The following is a 21314-nucleotide window of genomic DNA, read 5'->3' on the forward strand; positions in this document are numbered from 1 at the left end:
ATTTAAATTTAAAAAATAAATTACAGAATTTACGATAATATAATGTATTTGAAAAATAAAAAAGCATCCTTCTTGTTGAACGTAAGGATGCTCTAATCGATTTTATTTAGGCTATGTGTAAGGTGATTTAAAATTATTTAGTATACTTTGTCACCATTAAAAATAGAGTTTTTAACAATTACATAGTCAACATTACGAATGGATTCCAGTTTTGTACCTCCGGCATAAGAGATTGACGATTGAAGGTCTTGTTCCATTTCAATAAGCGTATCACTTAAATGGCCACGATGTTCAACGTGCATTTTTTTACCTTCGACGTTTTTCTTTTCACCTTTTTGGAATTCAGATGCAGAACCAAAATATTCTTTATATAACTTACCATCAATTTCAATCGTTTTACCTGGTGATTCCTCATGACCAGCAAATAATGAACCAATCATTACCATTGTTGCACCAAAGCGAACGGATTTGGCAATATCGCCGTTAGTCCGAATACCTCCGTCTGCAATAATAGGTTTCGTTGCGGCTTTTGAACACCAACGAAGGGCGGCTAATTGCCAGCCACCAGTTCCAAAACCTGTTTTAACCTTTGTAATACATACTTTACCAGGCCCAATTCCAACTTTAGTAGCGTCAGCACCAGCGTTTTCAAGTTCACGAACAGCTTCAGGTGTACCGACATTACCGGCAATAACGAAGGAAGTAGGAAGTAGTCTTTTTATATGTTGAATCATATTGATCACTGCATTTGAGTGACCGTGTGCAATATCAATTGTTATATAGTCAGGAGTTAAATTTTCTTTCGCTAAATCTTCTATAAAAGCGTATTCTTCTGGTTTTACTCCGACACTAATAGAAGCGATTAAGCCACGTGCTTGCATGTCCTTTACAAAATCCGCACGATTTGCTGGATTGAAGCGATGCATAATATAGAAGTAACCATTTTCAGCTAATTTAATAGCAATATTTTCATCTATTATTGTTTGCATGTTTGCAGGGACAACAGGAAGTCTAAATTTGTGACCACCGAGCATAACACTTGTATCACATTCAGAACGGCTATTCACAATACATTTTGCGGGAATTAATTGAATATCTTCATAGTCAAATACATTATCCATTAAAAAACACTCCTAAAAACGAATATTATTTTTGTTTATTTAAAAAACGTTCGCCATTTGGTAATTTACATTAATTTTAGCCTAATGTCAAAATTTTTTTGCAAAATTACTAAAATAGTAGTTTTTTAAATGAGGTTTGAGAGGAAATTAGATAAGATTTAAGAAAGTAGAATAGGTTCACGTTGGTAGATCTGTTTAACGTAACAACTTAAGACGAACTCAATTATTTATGATAAAATCAGGTTTTAAGGGCAATAGGAACTGAATTGATAATATATAGGATAAAAGGGATTACTTACATAAAAATAAATGGCTTATAAAGAATAACGAGAGGAAGCAACTGATGAAAAATTTAGAATTTATTTTAAGGGATTATATTATTGGAAGACCAGTTATTTCAATTGAATATGATGAGGATGACCAAACTATTGGAGAAATTATAGATGCGCATAGAGGTCTTATATATGGCCATATAGAGCTTAATGATGAACAAAAGCTTACATCTTTCATGATTGATATGGAAGAGATTATGGAACATAATGACGTTTCTTTGGACGAATATGAAGAATTAACACCCGATGAATTAATCGGTTGTGCTGAAGACTTTGCAAAAGACTTCTGCCGGGAAAGTTTGCATTTTAAAGAAATGACACAATGGAATGGTGAATCTTACATGGTCATTTTTGAAGAAAAGGATATGGCTTTAAATTTATTTATACCTAATTCCGGGGTAACAATTGAAATTAATAAGCAAGGATTTATTATTTCGGCAGTGTTATTCCAATCTTACTATCAATTAACATACCCAGATATCCAGATTTCAGCAGAAGATGCTAAAGAAATTATTTGTCGATATCCTTTGGTGCAACTAGGCATATTTGAAGATAGTGGTGAGATGAAGTTAGTATACTATCCAAATCGTGAATATTTAGCAGTCCATGTAGATGGACAAATAGCGACAACAGAAGAGTTTTTAGAAGAAAAAGCTGCTGATACACATGAATTTAAGCCGGTGACAGTAACTCAATCAGTGGAAAGCTTATTGGGTGTAACGGATGATATGTATAAAGTAGAAACAGAAAACGGGACATTCTGGTATGACTCATTGGATGTAGAAAATGTCCAGACTGCAGACCCAATAGTTAAAATTGAAAGAACTGATGATTTACAATTAGATTATGAATCTAGTGTTGAATGGGAAGAGTCAGAAGAATTGCCAGAAGAGTTGTTAGAAGAAAGGGCAAAAATATTTTTAGAAGCTATTATTGGCAATATTCATGATAAATATATACTTGAAGATCAACTTCAAGAAGATGAAGATATTGAATTTTTAAATGAAGAAGATTTAACAGAAGAAGAACGTCAATTTTTTGAGGAACTCGAAAAGATGGAAGCAGATGAAGATGAAGGTTTAGATGAAGATGATGAGTTTAACTTTGAACCATTCACAACATTCACGTTTATTCGCCATTATGAAGGAATTCGTATGGATGAATATTCCATCCATGTAAATGTCGGTGTTTATACAGGTGTAATTCGTGATTGCTCGATTATTTTACCTGACGAATCACAATTATTAGCGATGAATATGGAGCCTGTTGTGTCTATAGAAGTAGCTAAAACAATTTTTAAAGAGCATTTACAAATGAAACTAGCACGTACGATAAATTATGAAGACGAAGATGAAGATGTAACTTTATATGGATTAGATTATGTAATGGATTTCCCTCAAAACAGAAGAATAGAAAGAATCGATGCAACTACAGGTGAGGTTTATTACGAATTCTCAGATGTTCTAAGAGAAGGATAATAGTAAATAAATTTATTTGAATGAACAATGGATTTCCGAAAACTATAAATCTTAAAAATAATTAGAAAATAAGAATTGACAGAAAAACACTAGTATTGTAGACTGTTCACAACAAGTAAATACGACCTCACTTATTGGTGAGGTAGAGGCGCGATATTTATTAGTTCTTGGCGGAGTTAGAGAGAGCGGTGAAACCGGGAAGAAGGAAATGTTGCCGAAGTTTGTAATAGATCTCGATATTACATGCTGGGCTTGCAATGAATAATTGTAAGACTGTCTCAATAAGCTACCCTGGTTTATTGAGTTGAGCTATCTCATTTTGGGATAAAAGTGGAGGATTTGGGACTAGATATATTCTGGAACCTGAGTTCAACTCAGGTTCCTTTTATTTTTGTATCGAAGTACCTGTATGGCCAATGAATAATAGAATTGGCTGAACGGGTAGATGCAAAGATTAGACATTTAGCTCTTTTTCTACACATAAGGGAACTGTTTTTAAAGGAGAGGGAAATATGAAAAAGACATGGACATTATTAACTGGTGTTTTATTAATGGCCATCCTTGTATTAGCAGGATGTGGCACAGGCGATTCTAAAAAGTCGGAATCATCAGGAAATGGTGAGGAACAAGATACATTTACAGTAGGTATGGAAGCAGGATATCCACCTTTTAACTGGACACAATCAGACGATTCAAATGGTGGTGTTGCTATTAAAGGAAATGCAGAATTCGCAAACGGCTATGATGTACAAATTGCGCAAAAAATCGCAGATGGTTTAGGCAAGAAATTAGTTGTTGTGAAAACAGAATGGGATGGTCTTGTACCAGCACTAACTTCTGGGAAAATTGATGCCATTATCGCTGGTATGTCACCAACGAAAGAACGTAAACAAACAATAGATTTCTCAGATATCTACTATAAATCTAATTTAGTAATGGTTGTAAAAAAAGGTAGCAAATATGATGGTGCAACATCAATTACTGATTTCAAAGGTGCGAAGGTGACGGCTCAGTTGAACACTTTCCACTATACAGTTATCGATCAAATTAAAGGCGTTAAAAAACAAACTGCAATGGATAATTTCCCAGCAATGCGCGTTGCACTTGAATCAGGTAAAATTGACGGTTACGTTTCAGAAAAACCTGAAGCTGTTTCAGCAACAGCAGCTAACGATAAATTTGCAATGGTAGAGTTTACTGAAGGCGAAGGATTTAAAACATCACAAGAAGATACAGCAATCGCGGTTGGTTTACAAAAAGATAGTGATTTAACAGATAAGATCAATGAAATCCTTAAAGGAATTTCAGAAGCAGACCGTGAACAAATCATGGATGAAGCGATCAAAAATCAACCAGCAGCTAAATAGTTATGTTGAACTTAAAGAGCTACCGATTGTGATTATTGCAATTGGTAGTTCTTGTTATGCTTTTAAGGAGGAGTAATAATGAGCTTAGAATGGTTTATCAATATCATTACAAATAACTGGCCGATGTTCTTAAGAGGCGCTTGGATGACACTGGTTATTTCAACAATCGGGACTATTATTGGCGCATTAATCGGCTTGATTATTGGCGTCATTAATACAATTCCAAAGGGCAATGGTGGAGCTAAAAAGTGGCTCTTGAAAATTATCAATGCTATTTTAACAATTTATGTTGAGTTCTTCCGTGGCACACCTATGATTGTGCAAGCAATGGTCGTTTATTACGGATCAGATTTGTTGTTTGGCATTGATATGAATCGTACCTTTGCAGCAATTTTTATCGTATCGATTAATACAGGCGCTTACATGGCTGAAATTGTTCGTGGTGGGATTATGAGTATTGAACAAGGACAGTTTGAAGCGGCTCGAGCTATAGGGATGAATCACTGGCAAACAATGATTCATGTTGTGTTACCACAAGTAATGCGCAATATCTTACCTGCAACAGGAAACCAATATGTGATGAATATCAAAGATACATCTGTATTAAATGTAATTGGCGTCACTGAATTGTTCTTCCAAACAAAATCAATTGCAGGAAATAACTTCCGATATTTCGAATCATTCTTTGTTGCATGTCTGATTTACTTAGTTATGACGATTATTGTTACGCAAATTTTGCGATTCTTTGAACGCAAACTTTCAGGTAATGCAAATTATCAAATACTAGATGACGCTACATTTATCCGTAGACCGGAACAGGCAAAATAGAGGTACAAAGGAGAGAAAAACTATGGAAACAATTATTGATATTCAACATCTTAGTAAATCCTTTGGTACACATGAAGTATTAAAAGACGTTAACTTTTCTGTAAAAAAAGGTGAAGTAGTATGTGTGATTGGATCATCTGGGTCAGGAAAATCAACACTTTTACGTTGTATAAACTTGCTTGAAACACCAAGTGGTGGAGAAATTTTTTATAAGGGTAAAAATATTCTTACAAATAAGCAAAATCTCAATACGTTTAGAACACATTTAGGAATGGTATTCCAACAATTTAATCTCTTTAATAATTGCGACGTATTAAGTAACTGTGTTCTTGGGCAAACAAAAGTTTTAAAACGTTCAAAAGATGAAGCTAAGGAAGTAGCTATGAGATATTTAAAGGTAGTTGGTATGGATCGTTATTTAAATGCGAGACCTAGCCAATTGTCAGGTGGACAAAAGCAAAGGGTTGCGATTGCGAGAGCTTTATCCATGCAGCCTGATGCATTATTATTTGATGAACCAACATCAGCGCTTGACCCTGAAATGGTTGGAGAAGTTTTAAAGGTTATGAAGGAATTAGCAAAGTCCGGATTAACCATGATTATTGTTACGCATGAAATGGAGTTTGCAAGAGAAGTTTCGGATAGGATTGTATTTATGGATAAAGGTGTAATTGTTGAAGACGATACCCCTGATGAAGTGTTTAATAATCCGAAACACGAACGGACGAAGGCATTTTTAAACCGCGCTTTAAAATAAAAATAGAGCTGTCATCTCACGTTTTGGGTGACAGCTTTTTCTGTATGATCCTTTGGAATTAAAATAGATATATGATATCAAATATTGGCCTATTTGTAGAAAACATGTTAATAAACCTTACGTAAAAATCAGAAAAATTAGACAAATAGGTGCTATACTATTTAGTAGAGAACTTTATACATAGGGGGTTGAAGATATGATCAACACTGAAAACGAAAACCTTAATGTTTCCACTTTGATGAATGAATTGAAATTTGAAAATCGAGAAATGCAAAATGTTATGCAAAAGTTACAGAAGATTTCCATGCAATCCAAAATACTAGCATTGAACTCTGGTATTGAAGCGGCTCGGGCTGGAGAAGCAGGACGTGGATTTTCAGTAGTTGCAAAAGAGATTAATAAGTTTGCTGCTGCCAGTATGGATGCAAGTAAAGAAAGTGAAGAAATTATTAAATCTATTCAACAAAAGGCAAATGAAATAATTGCTGTTCGAACAGTTGACATTGCATATGATACGATTGATAAAATTGATCGTAATTTGTTTGAACGAAATTGTGATGTACAAGCGTGGGCTACTTTTGATGCTGTTAAAAATGTCATAGCTAATCCAACACTTGAAACTAGAGAAGAAGCACAGGCCTTATTAAAAAATATATATGAAATTTACGAAGTGTATTTTGAACTGCTAGTAGTTGACCTAGACGGTAATATTATAGTCACTGCGAAAAATCAAAGTGAAGTTGGCAAGAGTATGGCTAATCGGGAATGGTTTAGAGAAACTATTAGCAATAATGATGTATATGTAACGGATATGTATTATTCTGAAGTTGTTCAGGGATATACGATGGGGTATTCATGTCCAATAAGAGATGAACATGGTCAAGTTAGGGGTGTATTTTCTACTCGCTTTAACTGGGATTTTATATATGACATTATTGACAATGTTAAAATTGATGAATCCTCTCAATTATATGTTATTAACAAAGAGGGTATTGTAATTGCATCAAAAGATAGAGAGAATGTTTTGAGTAAAAATTTGAGTGATATGAAGGCGGTTCAAAAGGTTACTAGTGGAGCTGATAACCGTGGATATGTGATTGAAAACAATCAAATTTGTGCATATTGTTTAACTGAAGGGTACAATGCCTATAAGGGGAAAGGCTGGTCTGTTATTGTTATTGAGTCGATATAGTTATTATATTTTTTAATTAAAAGGCGAACAACTTCCACCAGTTGTTCGCCTTTTGGTGAGTTCTTTCGATTTTTTAAACCAAAGTATTATTAATCTACTTTTGCCATTTCAATCACTAAAATGTGTGCTGTATTTTCGGCTTTGATATGAATGTTTTCTTCTACGATTTCTAAGCCATCACGTGCTTCAAGTGGAACATTATTTATCGTAGCCTGACCTTCTATATCTACAAGATAAGCTTGGCGTCCTTTGGCTACTTCAAAATTAATTTCCTTACTAGCTTCTAATTCTATTGCATATAAATTAGCATCTTGGTTAATTTGAATTGGTGCGGTTCCATTCTTGTTTGAGACCATATGGAGCCATTTATTTTTGCGTTCATCCATTTCGAATAAGAACTCACCATAATGTGGAGTATGCCCATGACGATCTGGTAAAATCCAAATTTGAAGCATTCTTAGTTCTTCATCACCCATATTATGTTCGCTATGGAAAACGCCTGTCCCAGCACTCATATATTGGACTTGCCCTCGTGTGATGGTATGTTTGTTTCCCATGCTATCTTGGTGTGTAAGTGCGCCTTTGACAACATAAGAAATAATCTCCATATCACGGTGAGGATGAAGGTCAAATCCTGTATGAGGTGCGATTAAATCGTCATTTATAACTCGTAATGCACCAAATTGAATGTTTTTTGGATTGTAGTATTCTGCAAATGAAAAATGGAATGTACTGTTTAACCAACCTAGGTGGCTAGTCCCCATTTGTTGATGGTCAACTTTTCTAAGCATAATAATCTTCCCTTCAAATAATTATCTTGAAAATATCTTTAATTCGAGATAATTTTATAAGCAATTTTATAATTAGTCAAACCTTTCAACTTAATATATATAAAGATGTCTTATAAGGTTAAATTCAACTCATAAGACATCTTTTTCTTACTCTTTAATGAGATCGTATGTAATACAAATTGGTTTTTTTGTACGAGGATCTAAACCAATAAAAGCATCAATATTAAAAACAGTTTTTAAAACTTCTGGTTGGATAACTTCTTCACATTCCCCAGCTTTGATAATTTCCCCATCTTTTAACGCAATCAAATAATCAGCAAACCTAGCCGCTTGATTTAAATCATGAAGTACCATAATAATGGTGCGTTGTTGTTCTTTATTTAACTTTTGGAGCAGCGTGAGAACTTCTAATTGATGGGCCATATCTAAATACGTAGTTGGCTCATCCAAGAAAATAATTTCTGTTTCTTGTGCAAGGGCCATTGCGATCCAGACGCGTTGGCGCTGTCCACCTGAAAGTGCGTCAACAGAACGATATTTGTAATCAGAAGTACCTGTCACTTCTAAAGCCCAGTCAATTACTTCATAATCTCTTTTCGTTAGTTTTCCTAGAGCCTTTTGATAAGGAAAACGACCATAAGAGACAAGTTCACCGACAGTTAATCCGTTGATGCTTTCAGGAGTCTGCGGAAGAATCGCCATTTTGCGTGCCAGATCTTTTGTTTTTTGTTTTGCAATATCCTCACCGTCTAAAACAGTGTAGCCAGCTTGTTGACTAATAAGTCGAGTCATTGTTTTTAGTAAGGTAGATTTCCCACAGCCATTTGAACCTATGATGGTGGTGATTTTCTTATCAGGAATTTCGATGTTTAAATTCTGTAAAATCAGCTTTTCACCATAGCCAACACTTAGGTTATTAGTAAGTAAACGGACCATTATTCAACCTCCAATTTATAATAAGCAAACAAATTAATGAGAATGAAAATCAATTGCATCTGATCATTATCATAATTCTAATTAGTAATTACTGTCAATAATGATTTTGGATGATTTATAAAATTGTATGGTGATAAATAGAAAAAATGTTGAATCACATAAATGTGCCCGTGAAGAAACATTAAATAATAACCAATTATTAATAATAAAGTAGCCATACAGGAAGTTAGATTCGAACACTTTCCAAACAAAACTATTCAAAAAATATTAGTACTTTAAAAAATACCCTCTGGATTATATGAATCCAAAGGGTATTTATCTTTGTAAGGGCTATCTTTCTCGTTCAATAAAAATTTTTCTTTATGATGTTGACAATGTTAAAATAGACTATAAGTCTTTTTTATAAGGTGATTTTTATGAATTCAATATCATTTAAATGGTTGAGAACTGAAGTTATTTGGATATTACTCATTGCAAGTTTTACAGCAATAAGTAGCGAAATTAAGCTCATACCGTTTAATGGTGAAGATTTTCGCTTTGGATTGGGGAGTATTACTTTCTTATTATTAATATTAATCCGTATACCGAGATCTGTTATACGTACTGGGGTTATAACAGGTTTAACAGTAGTTCTTTTTCGAGTATTTTCAAGTGTTTTAATATATAATGGTACGTTTCCTGATAGTCTAATTGAACACTATCCTGCATTTTTGTTTTATTTTGTGTATGTTGTATTATTCACACTTTTAGATGTTAGAAGTTTTATTGAGCAACCTCTTAAATTGGGCATCTTGGCAACCTTTATAGAAATTATTTCTAATAGTGCTGAACATATTGTTCGTTATTTTATCCTACCAAATAGTTATTTAGGATTTTACGATTGGTTTTTAATCATCTTGGTAGCCATATTAAGGAGTTTTTTTGTAGTAGGGATATATAGCTCGATTATTACGTCTGAACAACATAAAAGACTAGATCAACAGCTCACTCTAGGATCAGATTTATATGTCGAAACATTGTATTTGCAAAAAATAATGAATCATATCGAACAAATTATGGCAGACAGCTATGATTTATATAGAACATTAAAAAAACAACAGTCACAGGAACAAAGTGTAAAGGCCTTGCACATTTCCCAGGAAATCCATGAAGTAAAAAAGGATGCGCAAAGAATCTTTTCAGGTTTATCTAATATTACAATGCCTAAAACAGATGTCGAATATTACTTATCGAATATTGTAGAATTTGTCGTAACGGCTAATATTAAATATAGCGAAATGTTAAATAAAAACATAGAATTTAAAATTGAAAACACAATTGATTTTCCATTGACGCAACAAATCCCTTTGCTTGCCATTCTTAATAATATTACTGCAAATGCGATTGAAGCTATAGATGAAGACGGCCGTATTGAATTAAGAATCATTGAACAGGGAGAGATGATTCATTTTGCTATTCAAGATACAGGCAAAGGTATAGCTGAGGAAGACTTAGGTATTATATTTGAGCCTGGCTTTACAACAAAATTTAACCAACAAGGTGTAGCTGCAACCGGAATTGGATTATCTCATGTAAAGGAAATTGTCCAAATGCTACAGGGTGAAATTTATATTGAACGACCAATCTTAGGGGCCACTTTCCACATTAAGATACCTCGCAAGAATATACAAAAAGGAGTGGAGTAAGTTGCGGTACTTTATCGTAGATGATGATGTTGCAAGTCGTCGCATGCTCAAACAGATTATTTTAGATGGGGATATGGGTGTCATAATTGGAGAAGCTGATAGTGGGGTTAATGCATTAGATCCTATTTTATCAACTGACCCCGATTTTGTACTAATTGACCTTTTAATGCCGAAATTAGATGGTATAGAAACCATTGACCAATTGCGTAAGCAAGGTTTTAGAGGACATTTTATCATGATTTCTCAAGTTGAAAATAAGGAAATGATAGGCGAAGCTTACGAAAAGGATATTGAATTTTTTATACACAAACCAATTAATCGTATCGAGGTACAAAGTGTATTAAAAAAAACATCAGAACGACTACTACTAAAAAAGTCACTTTTAACAATTCGAAAGTCGATATTACACTTTGAAGAGGAAACAAAAGAAGAAACCCATCGTACGATTAAGGATGTTGTTTCTTCCATATTAAATGATATGGGGATTCTCGGAGAAGTTGGAAGCGATGATATAGTAACAATCATCGATTTGTTATCTTCAAATGAAGAAAAGTCCATGCAAATTCCACCGTTAAAAGATATTTATGAAAAATTAGCTAGTCAGACAAAATTTAGCGGTGCAGAAATAATGAAAGAGAGTAAAGCAATCGAACAGAGGATTCGTCGAACTATTTCTATTGCGATGAACAACCTAGCAACTCTCGGAGCTGTAGACTATACAAATCCTGAATTTGAATATTATGCACCTCGCTATTTTGAGTTTGCTGAAATTCGATCGTTGATGAAGACTATTCAAGAGAACGAGATGGATTCTAAAAAACCTAAAATCAATGTTAAGAAATTTTTGCAAGTTTTATATGTTGAGGCAAATGAAAAATTCAAGCATCCGCCAAAATAAGTAATTATATGTAAAAACTAATCTCAAATCGGCATAAAACCTATCTATTTAATAGAAAAGTTATATTAAAATTAATTTTTTTGAATTTTTATATCATTAAAAATGTCGGATAATGTCGGATTTTATAAGTCGCCCGTATAATGAAATCAAGATTTACGATTCAAGTTAAAAGCAACCATTACTGAAGGGGTGACTAAATAAATGAAAAAATTTAAGTTTGGACTAGCTTGGCAAATTTTAATAGGGTTAATTCTTGGTGTAGTTGTCGGAGCTATCTTTTATGGAAATGAAAACGTAACCAAATATCTTCAACCTGTTGGTACAATTTTTATGAATATGATCAAAATGATTGTAGTACCAATTATTATTTCAACATTAATTGTTGGTGTAGCCGGTCAAGGTGACTTTAAAAAACTTGGTAAACTAGGTATTAAAACTATTGTTTACTTCGAAGTTATTACGACATTTGCAATTATTATCGGTATTGCCTCAGCAGATTTACTTCATCCTGGTGTAGGCGTTGATATGTCTAACTTAACAAAAGGCGACATTTCAACTTATGTCGAAACTAGTAAAGACGTAAAAGAAGGCGGCGGTTTTGCTGAAACAATTATTAATATTGTTCCAACAAATATTGTACAAGCTATGTCAGAAGGTAATATGCTTGCGATTATCTTCTTCTCAGTATTATTTGGTTTAGGTGTTGCAGCAATTGGTGAAAAAGGAAAACCAGTTTTAAAATTCTTCTCAGGTGTAGCAGATGCAATGTTCTGGGTAACAAATACAATTATGAAATTTGCTCCATTTGGTGTATTTGCCCTAATCGCTGTAACTGTTTCAACATTCGGTATACAATCTTTAGTGCCATTAGGTAAGTTAGCAATTCTTGTATACGTAGCAATGTTCTTATTTGTAGTAGTGATTCTCGGATTTGTAGCTAAAATTTGTGGCTTAAATATTTTCCACATTATTCGTATCTTAAAAGATGAATTGTTATTAGCATATTCAACTTCAAGTTCTGAATCTGTATTGCCACGTATTATGTTGAAAATGGAAAAAGCTGGTGTGCCGAAGGATATCGTATCGTTCGTTATTCCAACAGGCTATTCATTTAACTTAGATGGTTCAACTTTATACCAATCCATTGCGGCATTATTTATTGCTCAAATGTACGGTATAGACTTAACACTAGGTCAACAAATCACATTAGTTCTTACATTGATGGTAACATCTAAAGGTATTGCAGGTGTGCCAGGTGTATCCTTTGTTGTATTATTATCAACACTAACAGCTGTCAATATTCCAGTTGAAGGTTTAGCATTCATCTTAGGTATTGACCGTATCCTAGATATGGCTCGTACAGCTGTAAACGTAACAGGTAACTCATTAGCATCCCTTGTAATGGCGAAATGGGAAGGCCGTCTAGATAAAGACAAGTATGAAAATTACTTTGGTGACGAAGAAAAAGAAAAATTAGCATAATTAATTGATATTAGCTCTGCCGATATGAGTTTCAACTCATATTAGCAGAGCTTTTTTTGTCGAAATTAGACATCATGCTGACATATTGAGATGATACTATAGAAACAAAAAATTAGATTGGAGGTAGAGTAATGGATAAAGTATTGATTGTTGAAGATGAATTTGCCATAAGCCAAGTATTGAAGGCATATTTACAAAAGGTGCATTTTCAGACGGAGCAGGCATATACAGGCACTGAGGCGATCAAAAAATTTCATGCTTGGAATCCAGATATTATTTTGTTAGATGTGATGTTACCTGAAAAAAATGGGTGGAAAATTCTAAAAGAAATTCGTCAGGAAAGCAGTTGCCCAGTCATTATGCTTACCGCATTAGGTGATGTGAATTATAGATTGGAAGGTCTAAATGAAGGGGCAGACGACTATATAGCAAAACCATTTGTAGCAGAAGAAGTCGTTGCACGTGTTAAGGCTGTGTTAAGAAGAACTCAAGAAGACAAGGGACTTATACGACAATTTGGTAGTTTAGAGATTAATCTTCAATCACACCAAGTAAATGTAGGAGGGCATGAAGTTGACCTAACGCCAAGAGACTTATCTGTTTTGATGTTCCTCGCAGAGCATCCTAATCATACGTTTACAAGAGAACAACTTATTGAGCAAGTCTGGGGATGGGAATATGATGGTAGCGACCGAGCTGTCGATTTAGCTGTTAAACGATTGCGCAAAGCGTTACAGGATTGGCCAGCAACTGAAGGTGAAATTAAAACACTACGGGGATTGGGGTATCAACTAAGTGTTAAATAAAAGTAAAGATAAGAGGACTTCGTTAACACGTTATTGGACAAGCAGATATCTATTAACACTTTGTGTTGGACTTACGATTGTAGCATTTTTCTCTGCTATATGGATACGCCATACCACTCTACAGAATCGCTTAGATATGTTGGAATTTATGGGCGAAGAAATCTCAAATCGTTTAGCAGATAGTATTACAAGCAATTCATCAGCAGGACCACCTGAAGCTCCTAATGGAAACAAAGTTGATCCTGGATTATTTAGAGATCGAGAACGTTTTATGGATATGGGAATCAAACCGAATATTTATATTGTTGATACAAAGGGAAATATAATATCTACAAATCAACCAAAAGGTCCAATTGAACAGAAAAGTCTACCAAGTTCTGTAATATCATTAAAAGATGATGTAGTTAAATACAAATCCGAGGATTCTCCTCAGCTAAATTATGCAGTAAAAAAGAAGATTGAAATAGATGATAAGACCGTTGGATACGTTATTATTACGGAAACAAAGGAAAATCTTACGCACCTTAACCAAGAATATAGTCAATTAGCTATTATGATAGGTGGTTTGGCTTTACTTGGACTTGGAGCAATTTACTTCTTGTCTCGGCGATTAGCAAAACCGATTAAAGACGTAGCTTACGCAGCCAAACAAGTACAAGATGGAAATTATCATATTCAACTACCTGATAATATTAAAGAAGAAGAAGTTTATGAACTAGTACATTCATTCCAAGACATGGCATTGAGATTGGAACAATTAGAAGCGATGCGGACAGAATTACTAGCGGGTGTAACGCACGAATTAAAAACACCAGTCACTTCTATAAGCGGATTGTTACAAGCAATTCAAGATGATGTTGTTGAAGGTGAAGATCTAAAAGAATTTATCAGAATGGCCGTCAATGAAACGAAAAAGCTAAAAACTATGGTAGGAGATTTACTTGCATTTAACTCCTTCTCTGTTAATGCCATTCCAGTAAAACTCGAAAATTTTGAAATAAATCAAACCATCAAAGATACCGTATCTCAATGGGAACTTACACAAGATACAGAAGATATTGAATTGGCATTAGAAACTTTATCAGAACCAAGACAAGTAGAAATTGATCTTGTCAGATTTCAACAAGTATTTACAAATCTCTTTACAAATGCGAAGCAAGCAATGAAGGGAAAGGGCAAAATCACTGTTACACTTACTGAAACAAAGGCTGATATACGAATTCGTGTTGCAGACACAGGAGGAGGAATTCCAAATGAAGAGCAAAACCTTATTTTTGAACGGTTTTATCGTGGGGAAAATAAAAAATACGAAATACGTGGCCTTGGTCTAGGCTTACCACTAAGTAAAATGATGGCACAATCTATAGGTGGTGATCTTCGCCTTATTGAGAGTTCTAAAAAGGGGACGATTTTTGAAGTGAAGGTTCCAAAATTATAAAAATGCTAAAGGTGTTTCATAAGTTCCGAAAAGAACTTATGGACGCCTTTTTCTATATTAAGTATATTAAAATCTTCACTTTGACATTTAACTGACACATTAGCCCTATATAGTATGAATTGTAGAAAAGATAAAGTAACTTACCAACAAAGGGAAGGAAGATATAGATGAACGAATTGAACTCAAACAAGCGGATAGGCCTTGGCAAAAAGCTAATTCTGACTATAGGTATACCACTAATTTGTATGGTTGCTGTCGTTGCTTATTATTTGATAAGTAAAGATAACTATGTTGCTAAAGTCGGTGGAGTAAAAATTTCTCAAGAAGAATTAAATTCAGCTTTAAACAAGCAATACGGTGCAACAGTTCTTGATACATTAATCTCAGATAAGGTAATTGAATTAGAAGCTGAGAAGAAGAGTGTTACGGTTTCTAAAAAAGCCATTCAATCACAACTCGACACATTAGCAACTCAATATGGAAGTGAAGAAGCACTAGAATCTGCACTTGCTTCCAACAACATGACAATAAATGATGCTAAGAAGAGTATTAAAACGTATTTGCTAACAAAAAAGCTGATTGAACCAACTCTTGATATTACAGATTCAGAGTTAAAATCTTACTTCAAAGAAAACAAAGATTCCTACAATGAAACCGCACAAGTAAAGGCTAGCCATATCTTATTAAATGATAAGAAAACAGCTAATACGGTATTAGCTAAATTGAATGATGGTGGAGATTGGGATAAGTTAGCGAAAAAATACTCACAAGATTCAAGCAATGCATCAGATGGTGGAAACCTAGGATACTTTGCGAAAAGTGATATGGATGAGGATTTTGCGGATGCAGCTTTTTCATTGAAAGTTGGAGAAACTAGTAAAATCGTAAAATCATCATATGGCTATCATATTATTAAAGTTACGGGTAAAAAAGCAACAAAAAAAGCAGAATATGCTGATGTAAAAGATCAGGTAAGAGAAGCAGTTGTTGAACAAAAGATTAACGACAATTATAGTTCTTGGTTATCTTCACTATATGAAGACTATAAGATTGAAAACAAACTAGATAAGGATAGTGGTTCAACATCTAGTACAAGTTCTAATAATAGCTAAGGAGGTTGTCCGAGGATAGATGCGTTATCAAGATGAATTTACAGTAAAAGGGCGAAAAGAACTAAAACATGCTATTTCACAAATGGATTATACCATTCTGAAAAACAAACTAAAGCATGTGATGACACTTGATACAAATGCCGGACGAGATGGTAAGTACTTTATTCGCAGCGTTTATTTCGATAATTTTGATAATAAGATTTTAAACGAGAAAAAAGAAGGCTATTTCAAAAGAGATAAATACCGTGTTCGAATATACGGAAAAAGCTCCGATTTGATCAAATTAGAAAAGAAAAGTAAACGAAACAACTTAACTTTTAAAGAAAAATGCTATATTTCAAAACATGAATATGAATGGATAAGAATAGGTGAAATCGAATGGATGGAAAATGACGAACGGCAACTGATTCGTGAGTTATACATCCAAATGACCTTATATCAGCTCAAGCCAATGACAGTTGTAGACTATGTTCGTGAGGCGTATATCTACCCATACGGTAATATCCGTGTAACTTTCGATAGTCAGATTAAAACAAGCTTACGAAACGTCGATATTTTTAATCCGGACTTAGCGATGGTTCCAGTATTCGATCCAACACAGGTTATTTTGGAAGTAAAGTATGACGAATATTTACCAGATATCATCAAGATGACATTACAAATGATGGATCGTAGACCAGATGCCTATTCAAAATACCAACTTAGCCGTATGTACGGTTAAATAAATCATATTTGGAGGAAAAACATTTATGGATAACACAAACTTCAGTGATATTTTCAAATCAAGTTTTATCGAGAAAACAACAAGTTTTTCACTAACAGATTCCTTAATCGGATTACTCATAGCATTTTTAGTTGGCTTATTTATTTATGCTGTCTATAAAAAGACATTTTCAGGAGTAATTTACTCACATAGTTTTAATATTTCGTTGATGATTATGACAATGGCTACTGCATTAATTATTATGGGGATTTCATCAAACGTTCTATTATCTCTTGGTATGGTCGGTGCATTATCAATTGTTCGATTCCGTACACCTATTAAAGACCCAATGGATTTAGTCTATTTGTTCTGGTCCATCGTAGCAGGTATTCTATGTGGTGCAGGATTTATTCCATTAGTCATTATAGGTTCTATATTAATTGGTTTGATACTTGTTCTTTTCGTGAACAAAATTACGATTGAAAATCCTTACTTGCTTATTGTGAAGTATGATCATGCTTCAGCGGAAGATCCATTGGAAAAAGTGATTAAAGCAAAATCAAAGAAATATGCATTAAAGTCAAAATCAATTATGCCTGGCGATGATTTAGAAATCACTTATGAAATTCGCGTAAAGGAAAATGATTCACATTTTATGAATGAGTTAACAGCTATTCAAGGTGTTCGATCAGCAGTCATGCTTAGCTATGATGGGAATTTCACAGCGTAATAAGAACGATGTAAAGGAGCTACAGCATGATCAAAAATAGAGTTGTATATAGTATTCTCGCTATGCTCGTGATTGTGTTCATATGTGCCATCGGAATTTTACCAAACTTATCAATAAAAGAAAAGAATATAGAGACAAGTTATGTCTCACAAGTGTTTAATCACAATAAAGTAACGACAGTGGATATTGAATTATCAGATGATGATTGGAAAGATATGCTTAATAATCCGCTAAAGGAAGAAGTAAAAGAAGCAACGGTTACGGTTAATGGTAAAAAACTTGAACATGTTGGGGTTCGTACGAAAGGGAATCTATCGTTACGTGAAGTAGCTAATGATGATGATTCGGATCGCTACAGTTTAAAGTTAGACTTTGATTATTATAACGATGAGCAAAGTCTATATGGATTAAAAAAATTAAATCTTAATAATAATTATAGTGATGCCACGCAAATGCGCGAATACCTCTCCTATCAACTAATGGAGAAAATGGGGTTGCCAACACCTTCATATGCATATATGTATGTCACTGTTAACGGTAAGGATCGCGGATTATTCCTTGGTGTTGAACAAGTAGATGAAACATTTTTGGCAAAAAATTTCGAGACAAATACGGGTGCACTATATAAACCTGATGGCACAGGCAGTGACTTAAAGTGGATAAGTGACGATTTAGACGACTATACAGGATTAAACGTTAAAACAAAGATTGACGAGGATTCAGAAAATGCTACGGTAGACTTTTTGAAGGCTATTAACAATAAAGGAAAGAGCCTTGAAGATACCGCCAATGTGGACAATCTGTTGCGCTACTTTGCAGTAAACACAGCACTTGTCAATTTAGATAGTTATCAAGGAAATCTAAAGCACAATTATTATTTGTATGAGGAAAATGGTAAATTTAATATAATTCCTTGGGATTATAATATGTCCTTTGGCGGTTTTGGTGTAGGAGGAGGCTTTAGAGATCCTCAACCGCAAACAAACACTACAAGTAAACAAACTGATAGTAGAAAGAATACTAATTCTACTAATAGTACGACAAGGGAAAATAATTCTACAGAACAAAATAGTAATACAACTGAAAATGGTATGCCAACGCCTCCAGATGGTAATGGTCAACCACCACAAGGGCGAAGTGGACAAATGCCACCTGGCGAAAATGACGATCAAGGTGGAATGCAACCTCCGCAAGGACAAAATGGAGAAGCACCTGCTGCTCCACAGGATAGCAGTAATGCTCAGAGTGGTGAACAATCAAAAACAAATACAAAAAATGATACAAGTAATGCAAACAAAAAGGGTAATGTAGGCCAAAAAGCTGCTGGAGCTTCCAATAGTGATTTACTAGCAGAATCTAGTATCAACTTTAGTATCACGACGCCAATATCCGGAACAACTTTAGAAGAAAGACCATTACTTAATGTATTGCTATCAAATGACCAATATAAAGAAAAATATGAAGGTTACTTAAAGAAAGTGGCAACAAGTTATTTAACGGAAAATCAAATTGCGGTAGAAACAGCGAAGATTGCGAAGTTAATTAAACCTTATGTAGAAAAAGATCCTACAAAATTCTTTACGAAGGAGGATTTTGAAAAAGCTGTTTTAGGTGATAATAGTTTACCAGAATTTGCTAAACAACGTTCTAAATCTATATTAAAGCAACTTTCAGGTGAATTGAATGTCGATAATACTCCATCAAATGAAGATGATAAAGCGTCAACAAATGATCTAACAAAATCAAAAGACAATGAAAGAAAACAAAAACAAAAGGATAGAGATACATCTACCAATAAAAATGCTGCAAAAGGAAATGGAATGGGTCAAGAACCTAATGTTGCAATGGCCTTTGGAGGTAATGGTCAAGGCCAACCAGGAGGGAATATGGGGCAAGGTGGTCCACAAAATGTAGGACAGAACCAAGTAGAAACAGGAACATCCAAAGAGACTCTGATAATGGATGGAATCGCTACAAGTGTGTTACTACTTGCTATTATTGCTGTTTTTATATTTAAACGTAGGGGCCGTAAATTAAACAAAAGATAATAAATAGAGTGTTGTTACCCACTGCTCGTATCTGTTTGACGATGCGGGCAGTGAAATCCCACCCAATTTTACACTTACACATGCAAAAGGCTTTACTCGATTGTCTAGCACAACGATTGAGTAAGCCTTTTGTTCTTTTATATGAATGCTATCCTTTCTAATTTCTCAAAGACAAGTCATTTTGTTCACCTTTTCTTTTTAAATATTTTAATATTAAATTGTAACTTTAGAAAAGTGATGTTGAAACAAAGTGGTTTAATATAAAAATTAAATGAGGTGTCTTTCAGTGGATGATCAATTTCTACATATACAAACAACTGAAATAAAGGATTTACCACTCTTCTCTAACTATTATCCGTATGAGCCAACACCTTATGATGTATTAGACTTATGCTTTGATAATATTGAATTAGCACAAGATGATTGTTTTGTAGACTTTGGATGTGGAAAAGGAAGAGTAGTGTTTTATGTGAATCATCGTTATCATATCGATACTCTTGGCATTGAAATAAACAAAAATTATATACAAGACGCTTACCAAAATAAAATGCAATATGTAAAGAATCATCATTTAGCAGAGAAATCGGTGAACTTCCTGAATGCTAAAGCTGAACAATACAAAATACAACCGACAGATAATATCTTCTTTTTCTTTAATCCTTTTTCAGTACAGATTTTCCGGAAAGTAATTTATAATATCTTGAAATCACAGCAAGGCAATTCTCGAAAGATTTATGTGATATTATATTACCCCTCTTTTGAGTATATTCAATACTTAAAAAGCGAAACAAAATTTAAAGTTATAAAGGATGTTCTAGTGCCAAATCAATTTGCTTATAATACGCATGAGCGAATTATGATTTTTGAATATTAGGAGGATTGTTGATATGACAAATTTATGGAATGAACGATTTAACACAACTGAATATATATATGGTGAGGAACCAAATGCCTTTATTAAAGAATACACCTTTCAATTAGAAAATCTTAAGAAAGTTGCTGCATTTGCAGAAGGTGAAGGGCGAAATGCTATATTTTTAGCTAAATCAGGACATGATGTTACAACTTTTGACTATGCAGAAAGCGGCTTAAACAAAACAGTACAATTGGCAGAAAAAAATAATGTAAAAGTGAAGACTGTACAGGTAGATTTATTAGAGGGTTCTGTGCCAAATGAACAATTCGATGCAGCAATCATGGTATTTGGACATTTTCGAAAAGAAGACCAGAGAAATGTATTTGAGAAAATTTTAAAATCGGTTAAGCCTGGTGGCAAAATAATGATGGAGTTGTATTCTGAAAAACAACTCGACTATCGGACTGGTGGACCTAAGAAATTAGAGATGCTCTATAAACCCCAAGATATTTTAGATTGGTGTGAAAACTATAAAATAGTTCACTTTTTTGTAGGGGAGCAGTCAAGACAAGAAGGGACACTTCATACAGGACTGGCCCATGTTATCCAACTTATTATTGAGAAATAGTAAATATGAAGGCAACTCTAATGTTTAATTTAGGGTTGTCTATTTTTATTTTATAGAAGGTAATTCCTAGTAGACTACTTGAAATTGAAAACTAAGTTTGATATGATGAGAAAGTTCATTTTTAAT

General features: G+C 33.9%; 19 protein-coding genes and 1 riboswitch. Of the genes, 16 read left to right on the forward strand and 3 right to left on the reverse strand.

Features of this window, described 5'->3' with window-relative positions; translation table 11 throughout:
• Positions 1 to 137 precede the first annotated feature (137 nt).
• Positions 138 to 1121 carry a GMP reductase gene (gene guaC, locus D1606_RS13700; protein WP_119416583.1) on the reverse strand — a complete coding sequence of 328 codons (984 nt, stop codon included), beginning with the start codon at positions 1119 to 1121 and terminating at the stop codon, positions 138 to 140.
• Positions 1122 to 1464: 343 nt separating this feature from the next.
• Between guaC and D1606_RS13705 the strand changes: the two genes are divergently transcribed.
• The 5 genes from D1606_RS13705 to D1606_RS13725 all read left to right on the forward strand — a co-directional run bounded on the left by D1606_RS13705 (position 1465) and on the right by D1606_RS13725 (position 7075).
• Positions 1465 to 2931: a hypothetical protein gene (locus D1606_RS13705; protein WP_119416584.1), complete on the forward strand. Its 1467-nt coding sequence runs from the start codon at positions 1465 to 1467 to the stop codon at positions 2929 to 2931.
• Between the two features lie 135 nt (positions 2932 to 3066).
• Positions 3067 to 3251: riboswitch (Lysine riboswitch) on the forward strand.
• A gap of 192 nt (positions 3252 to 3443) precedes the next feature.
• On the forward strand, positions 3444 to 4298 hold the full coding sequence (locus D1606_RS13710; protein ID WP_119416585.1) for a transporter substrate-binding domain-containing protein: 855 nt from the start codon (positions 3444 to 3446) through the stop codon (positions 4296 to 4298).
• Between the two features lie 78 nt (positions 4299 to 4376).
• Complete coding sequence (locus tag D1606_RS13715; protein ID WP_199670757.1) at positions 4377 to 5126, forward strand: amino acid ABC transporter permease; 750 nt, start codon at positions 4377 to 4379, stop codon at positions 5124 to 5126.
• Between the two features lie 22 nt (positions 5127 to 5148).
• Complete coding sequence (locus D1606_RS13720) at positions 5149 to 5883, forward strand: amino acid ABC transporter ATP-binding protein (protein WP_119416587.1); 735 nt, start codon at positions 5149 to 5151, stop codon at positions 5881 to 5883.
• Positions 5884 to 6079: 196 nt separating this feature from the next.
• Positions 6080 to 7075: a methyl-accepting chemotaxis protein gene (locus D1606_RS13725; RefSeq protein ID WP_119416588.1), complete on the forward strand. Its 996-nt coding sequence runs from the start codon at positions 6080 to 6082 to the stop codon at positions 7073 to 7075.
• 89 nt (positions 7076 to 7164) lie between these two features.
• Here D1606_RS13725 and D1606_RS13730 read toward each other — a convergent pair whose 3' ends face one another.
• Complete coding sequence (locus tag D1606_RS13730) at positions 7165 to 7866, reverse strand: pirin family protein (RefSeq protein WP_119416589.1); 702 nt, start codon at positions 7864 to 7866, stop codon at positions 7165 to 7167.
• Between the two features lie 147 nt (positions 7867 to 8013).
• Positions 8014 to 8802, reverse strand: a complete 789-nt coding sequence (locus D1606_RS13735; RefSeq protein ID WP_119416590.1) for an ABC transporter ATP-binding protein — start codon at positions 8800 to 8802, stop codon at positions 8014 to 8016.
• A 416-nt stretch (positions 8803 to 9218) separates the two neighbouring features.
• Between D1606_RS13735 and D1606_RS13740 the strand changes: the two genes are divergently transcribed.
• From D1606_RS13740 to D1606_RS13790, 11 genes are all read left to right on the forward strand, one after another.
• Positions 9219 to 10487, forward strand: a complete 1269-nt coding sequence (locus D1606_RS13740; protein ID WP_119416591.1) for a sensor histidine kinase — start codon at positions 9219 to 9221, stop codon at positions 10485 to 10487.
• Between the two features lies 1 nt (position 10488).
• Positions 10489 to 11385: a response regulator gene (locus D1606_RS13745; RefSeq protein WP_119416592.1), complete on the forward strand. Its 897-nt coding sequence runs from the start codon at positions 10489 to 10491 to the stop codon at positions 11383 to 11385.
• A 201-nt stretch (positions 11386 to 11586) separates the two neighbouring features.
• On the forward strand, positions 11587 to 12867 hold the full coding sequence (locus D1606_RS13750; protein ID WP_119416593.1) for a cation:dicarboxylate symporter family transporter: 1281 nt from the start codon (positions 11587 to 11589) through the stop codon (positions 12865 to 12867).
• 131 nt (positions 12868 to 12998) lie between these two features.
• Positions 12999 to 13673 carry a response regulator transcription factor gene (locus D1606_RS13755; protein WP_119416594.1) on the forward strand — a complete coding sequence of 225 codons (675 nt, stop codon included), beginning with the start codon at positions 12999 to 13001 and terminating at the stop codon, positions 13671 to 13673.
• Positions 13663 to 15111: a sensor histidine kinase gene (locus D1606_RS13760; RefSeq protein ID WP_119416595.1), complete on the forward strand. Its 1449-nt coding sequence runs from the start codon at positions 13663 to 13665 to the stop codon at positions 15109 to 15111. Before D1606_RS13755 ends, D1606_RS13760 begins: the two co-directional genes overlap by 11 nt.
• Positions 15112 to 15278: 167 nt before the next feature.
• A complete protein-coding gene (locus D1606_RS13765) occupies positions 15279 to 16223 on the forward strand; it encodes a peptidylprolyl isomerase (protein WP_119416596.1) in 945 nt (314 codons plus the stop codon).
• 19 nt (positions 16224 to 16242) lie between these two features.
• Positions 16243 to 16944: a polyphosphate polymerase domain-containing protein gene (locus D1606_RS13770; RefSeq protein WP_119416597.1), complete on the forward strand. Its 702-nt coding sequence runs from the start codon at positions 16243 to 16245 to the stop codon at positions 16942 to 16944.
• Positions 16945 to 16972: 28 nt separating this feature from the next.
• On the forward strand, positions 16973 to 17656 hold the full coding sequence (locus D1606_RS13775) for a DUF4956 domain-containing protein (protein WP_119416598.1): 684 nt from the start codon (positions 16973 to 16975) through the stop codon (positions 17654 to 17656).
• Positions 17657 to 17682: 26 nt separating this feature from the next.
• The gene (locus D1606_RS18805; protein WP_158582387.1) at positions 17683 to 19704 is read left to right on the forward strand and encodes a CotH kinase family protein; all 2022 of its coding nucleotides are present in this window, start codon (positions 17683 to 17685) and stop codon (positions 19702 to 19704) included.
• Positions 19705 to 19990: 286 nt separating this feature from the next.
• Complete coding sequence (locus D1606_RS13785; RefSeq protein ID WP_158582388.1) at positions 19991 to 20578, forward strand: class I SAM-dependent methyltransferase; 588 nt, start codon at positions 19991 to 19993, stop codon at positions 20576 to 20578.
• 13 nt (positions 20579 to 20591) lie between these two features.
• Positions 20592 to 21188 carry a class I SAM-dependent methyltransferase gene (locus D1606_RS13790; RefSeq protein WP_119416600.1) on the forward strand — a complete coding sequence of 199 codons (597 nt, stop codon included), beginning with the start codon at positions 20592 to 20594 and terminating at the stop codon, positions 21186 to 21188.
• Positions 21189 to 21314: the final 126 nt, after the last annotated feature.

Origin of the sequence: Rummeliibacillus sp. POC4, assembly GCF_003576525.1 — a bacterium.
In the GTDB taxonomy this organism is placed as follows: Bacteria; Bacillota; Bacilli; order Bacillales_A; family Planococcaceae; genus Rummeliibacillus.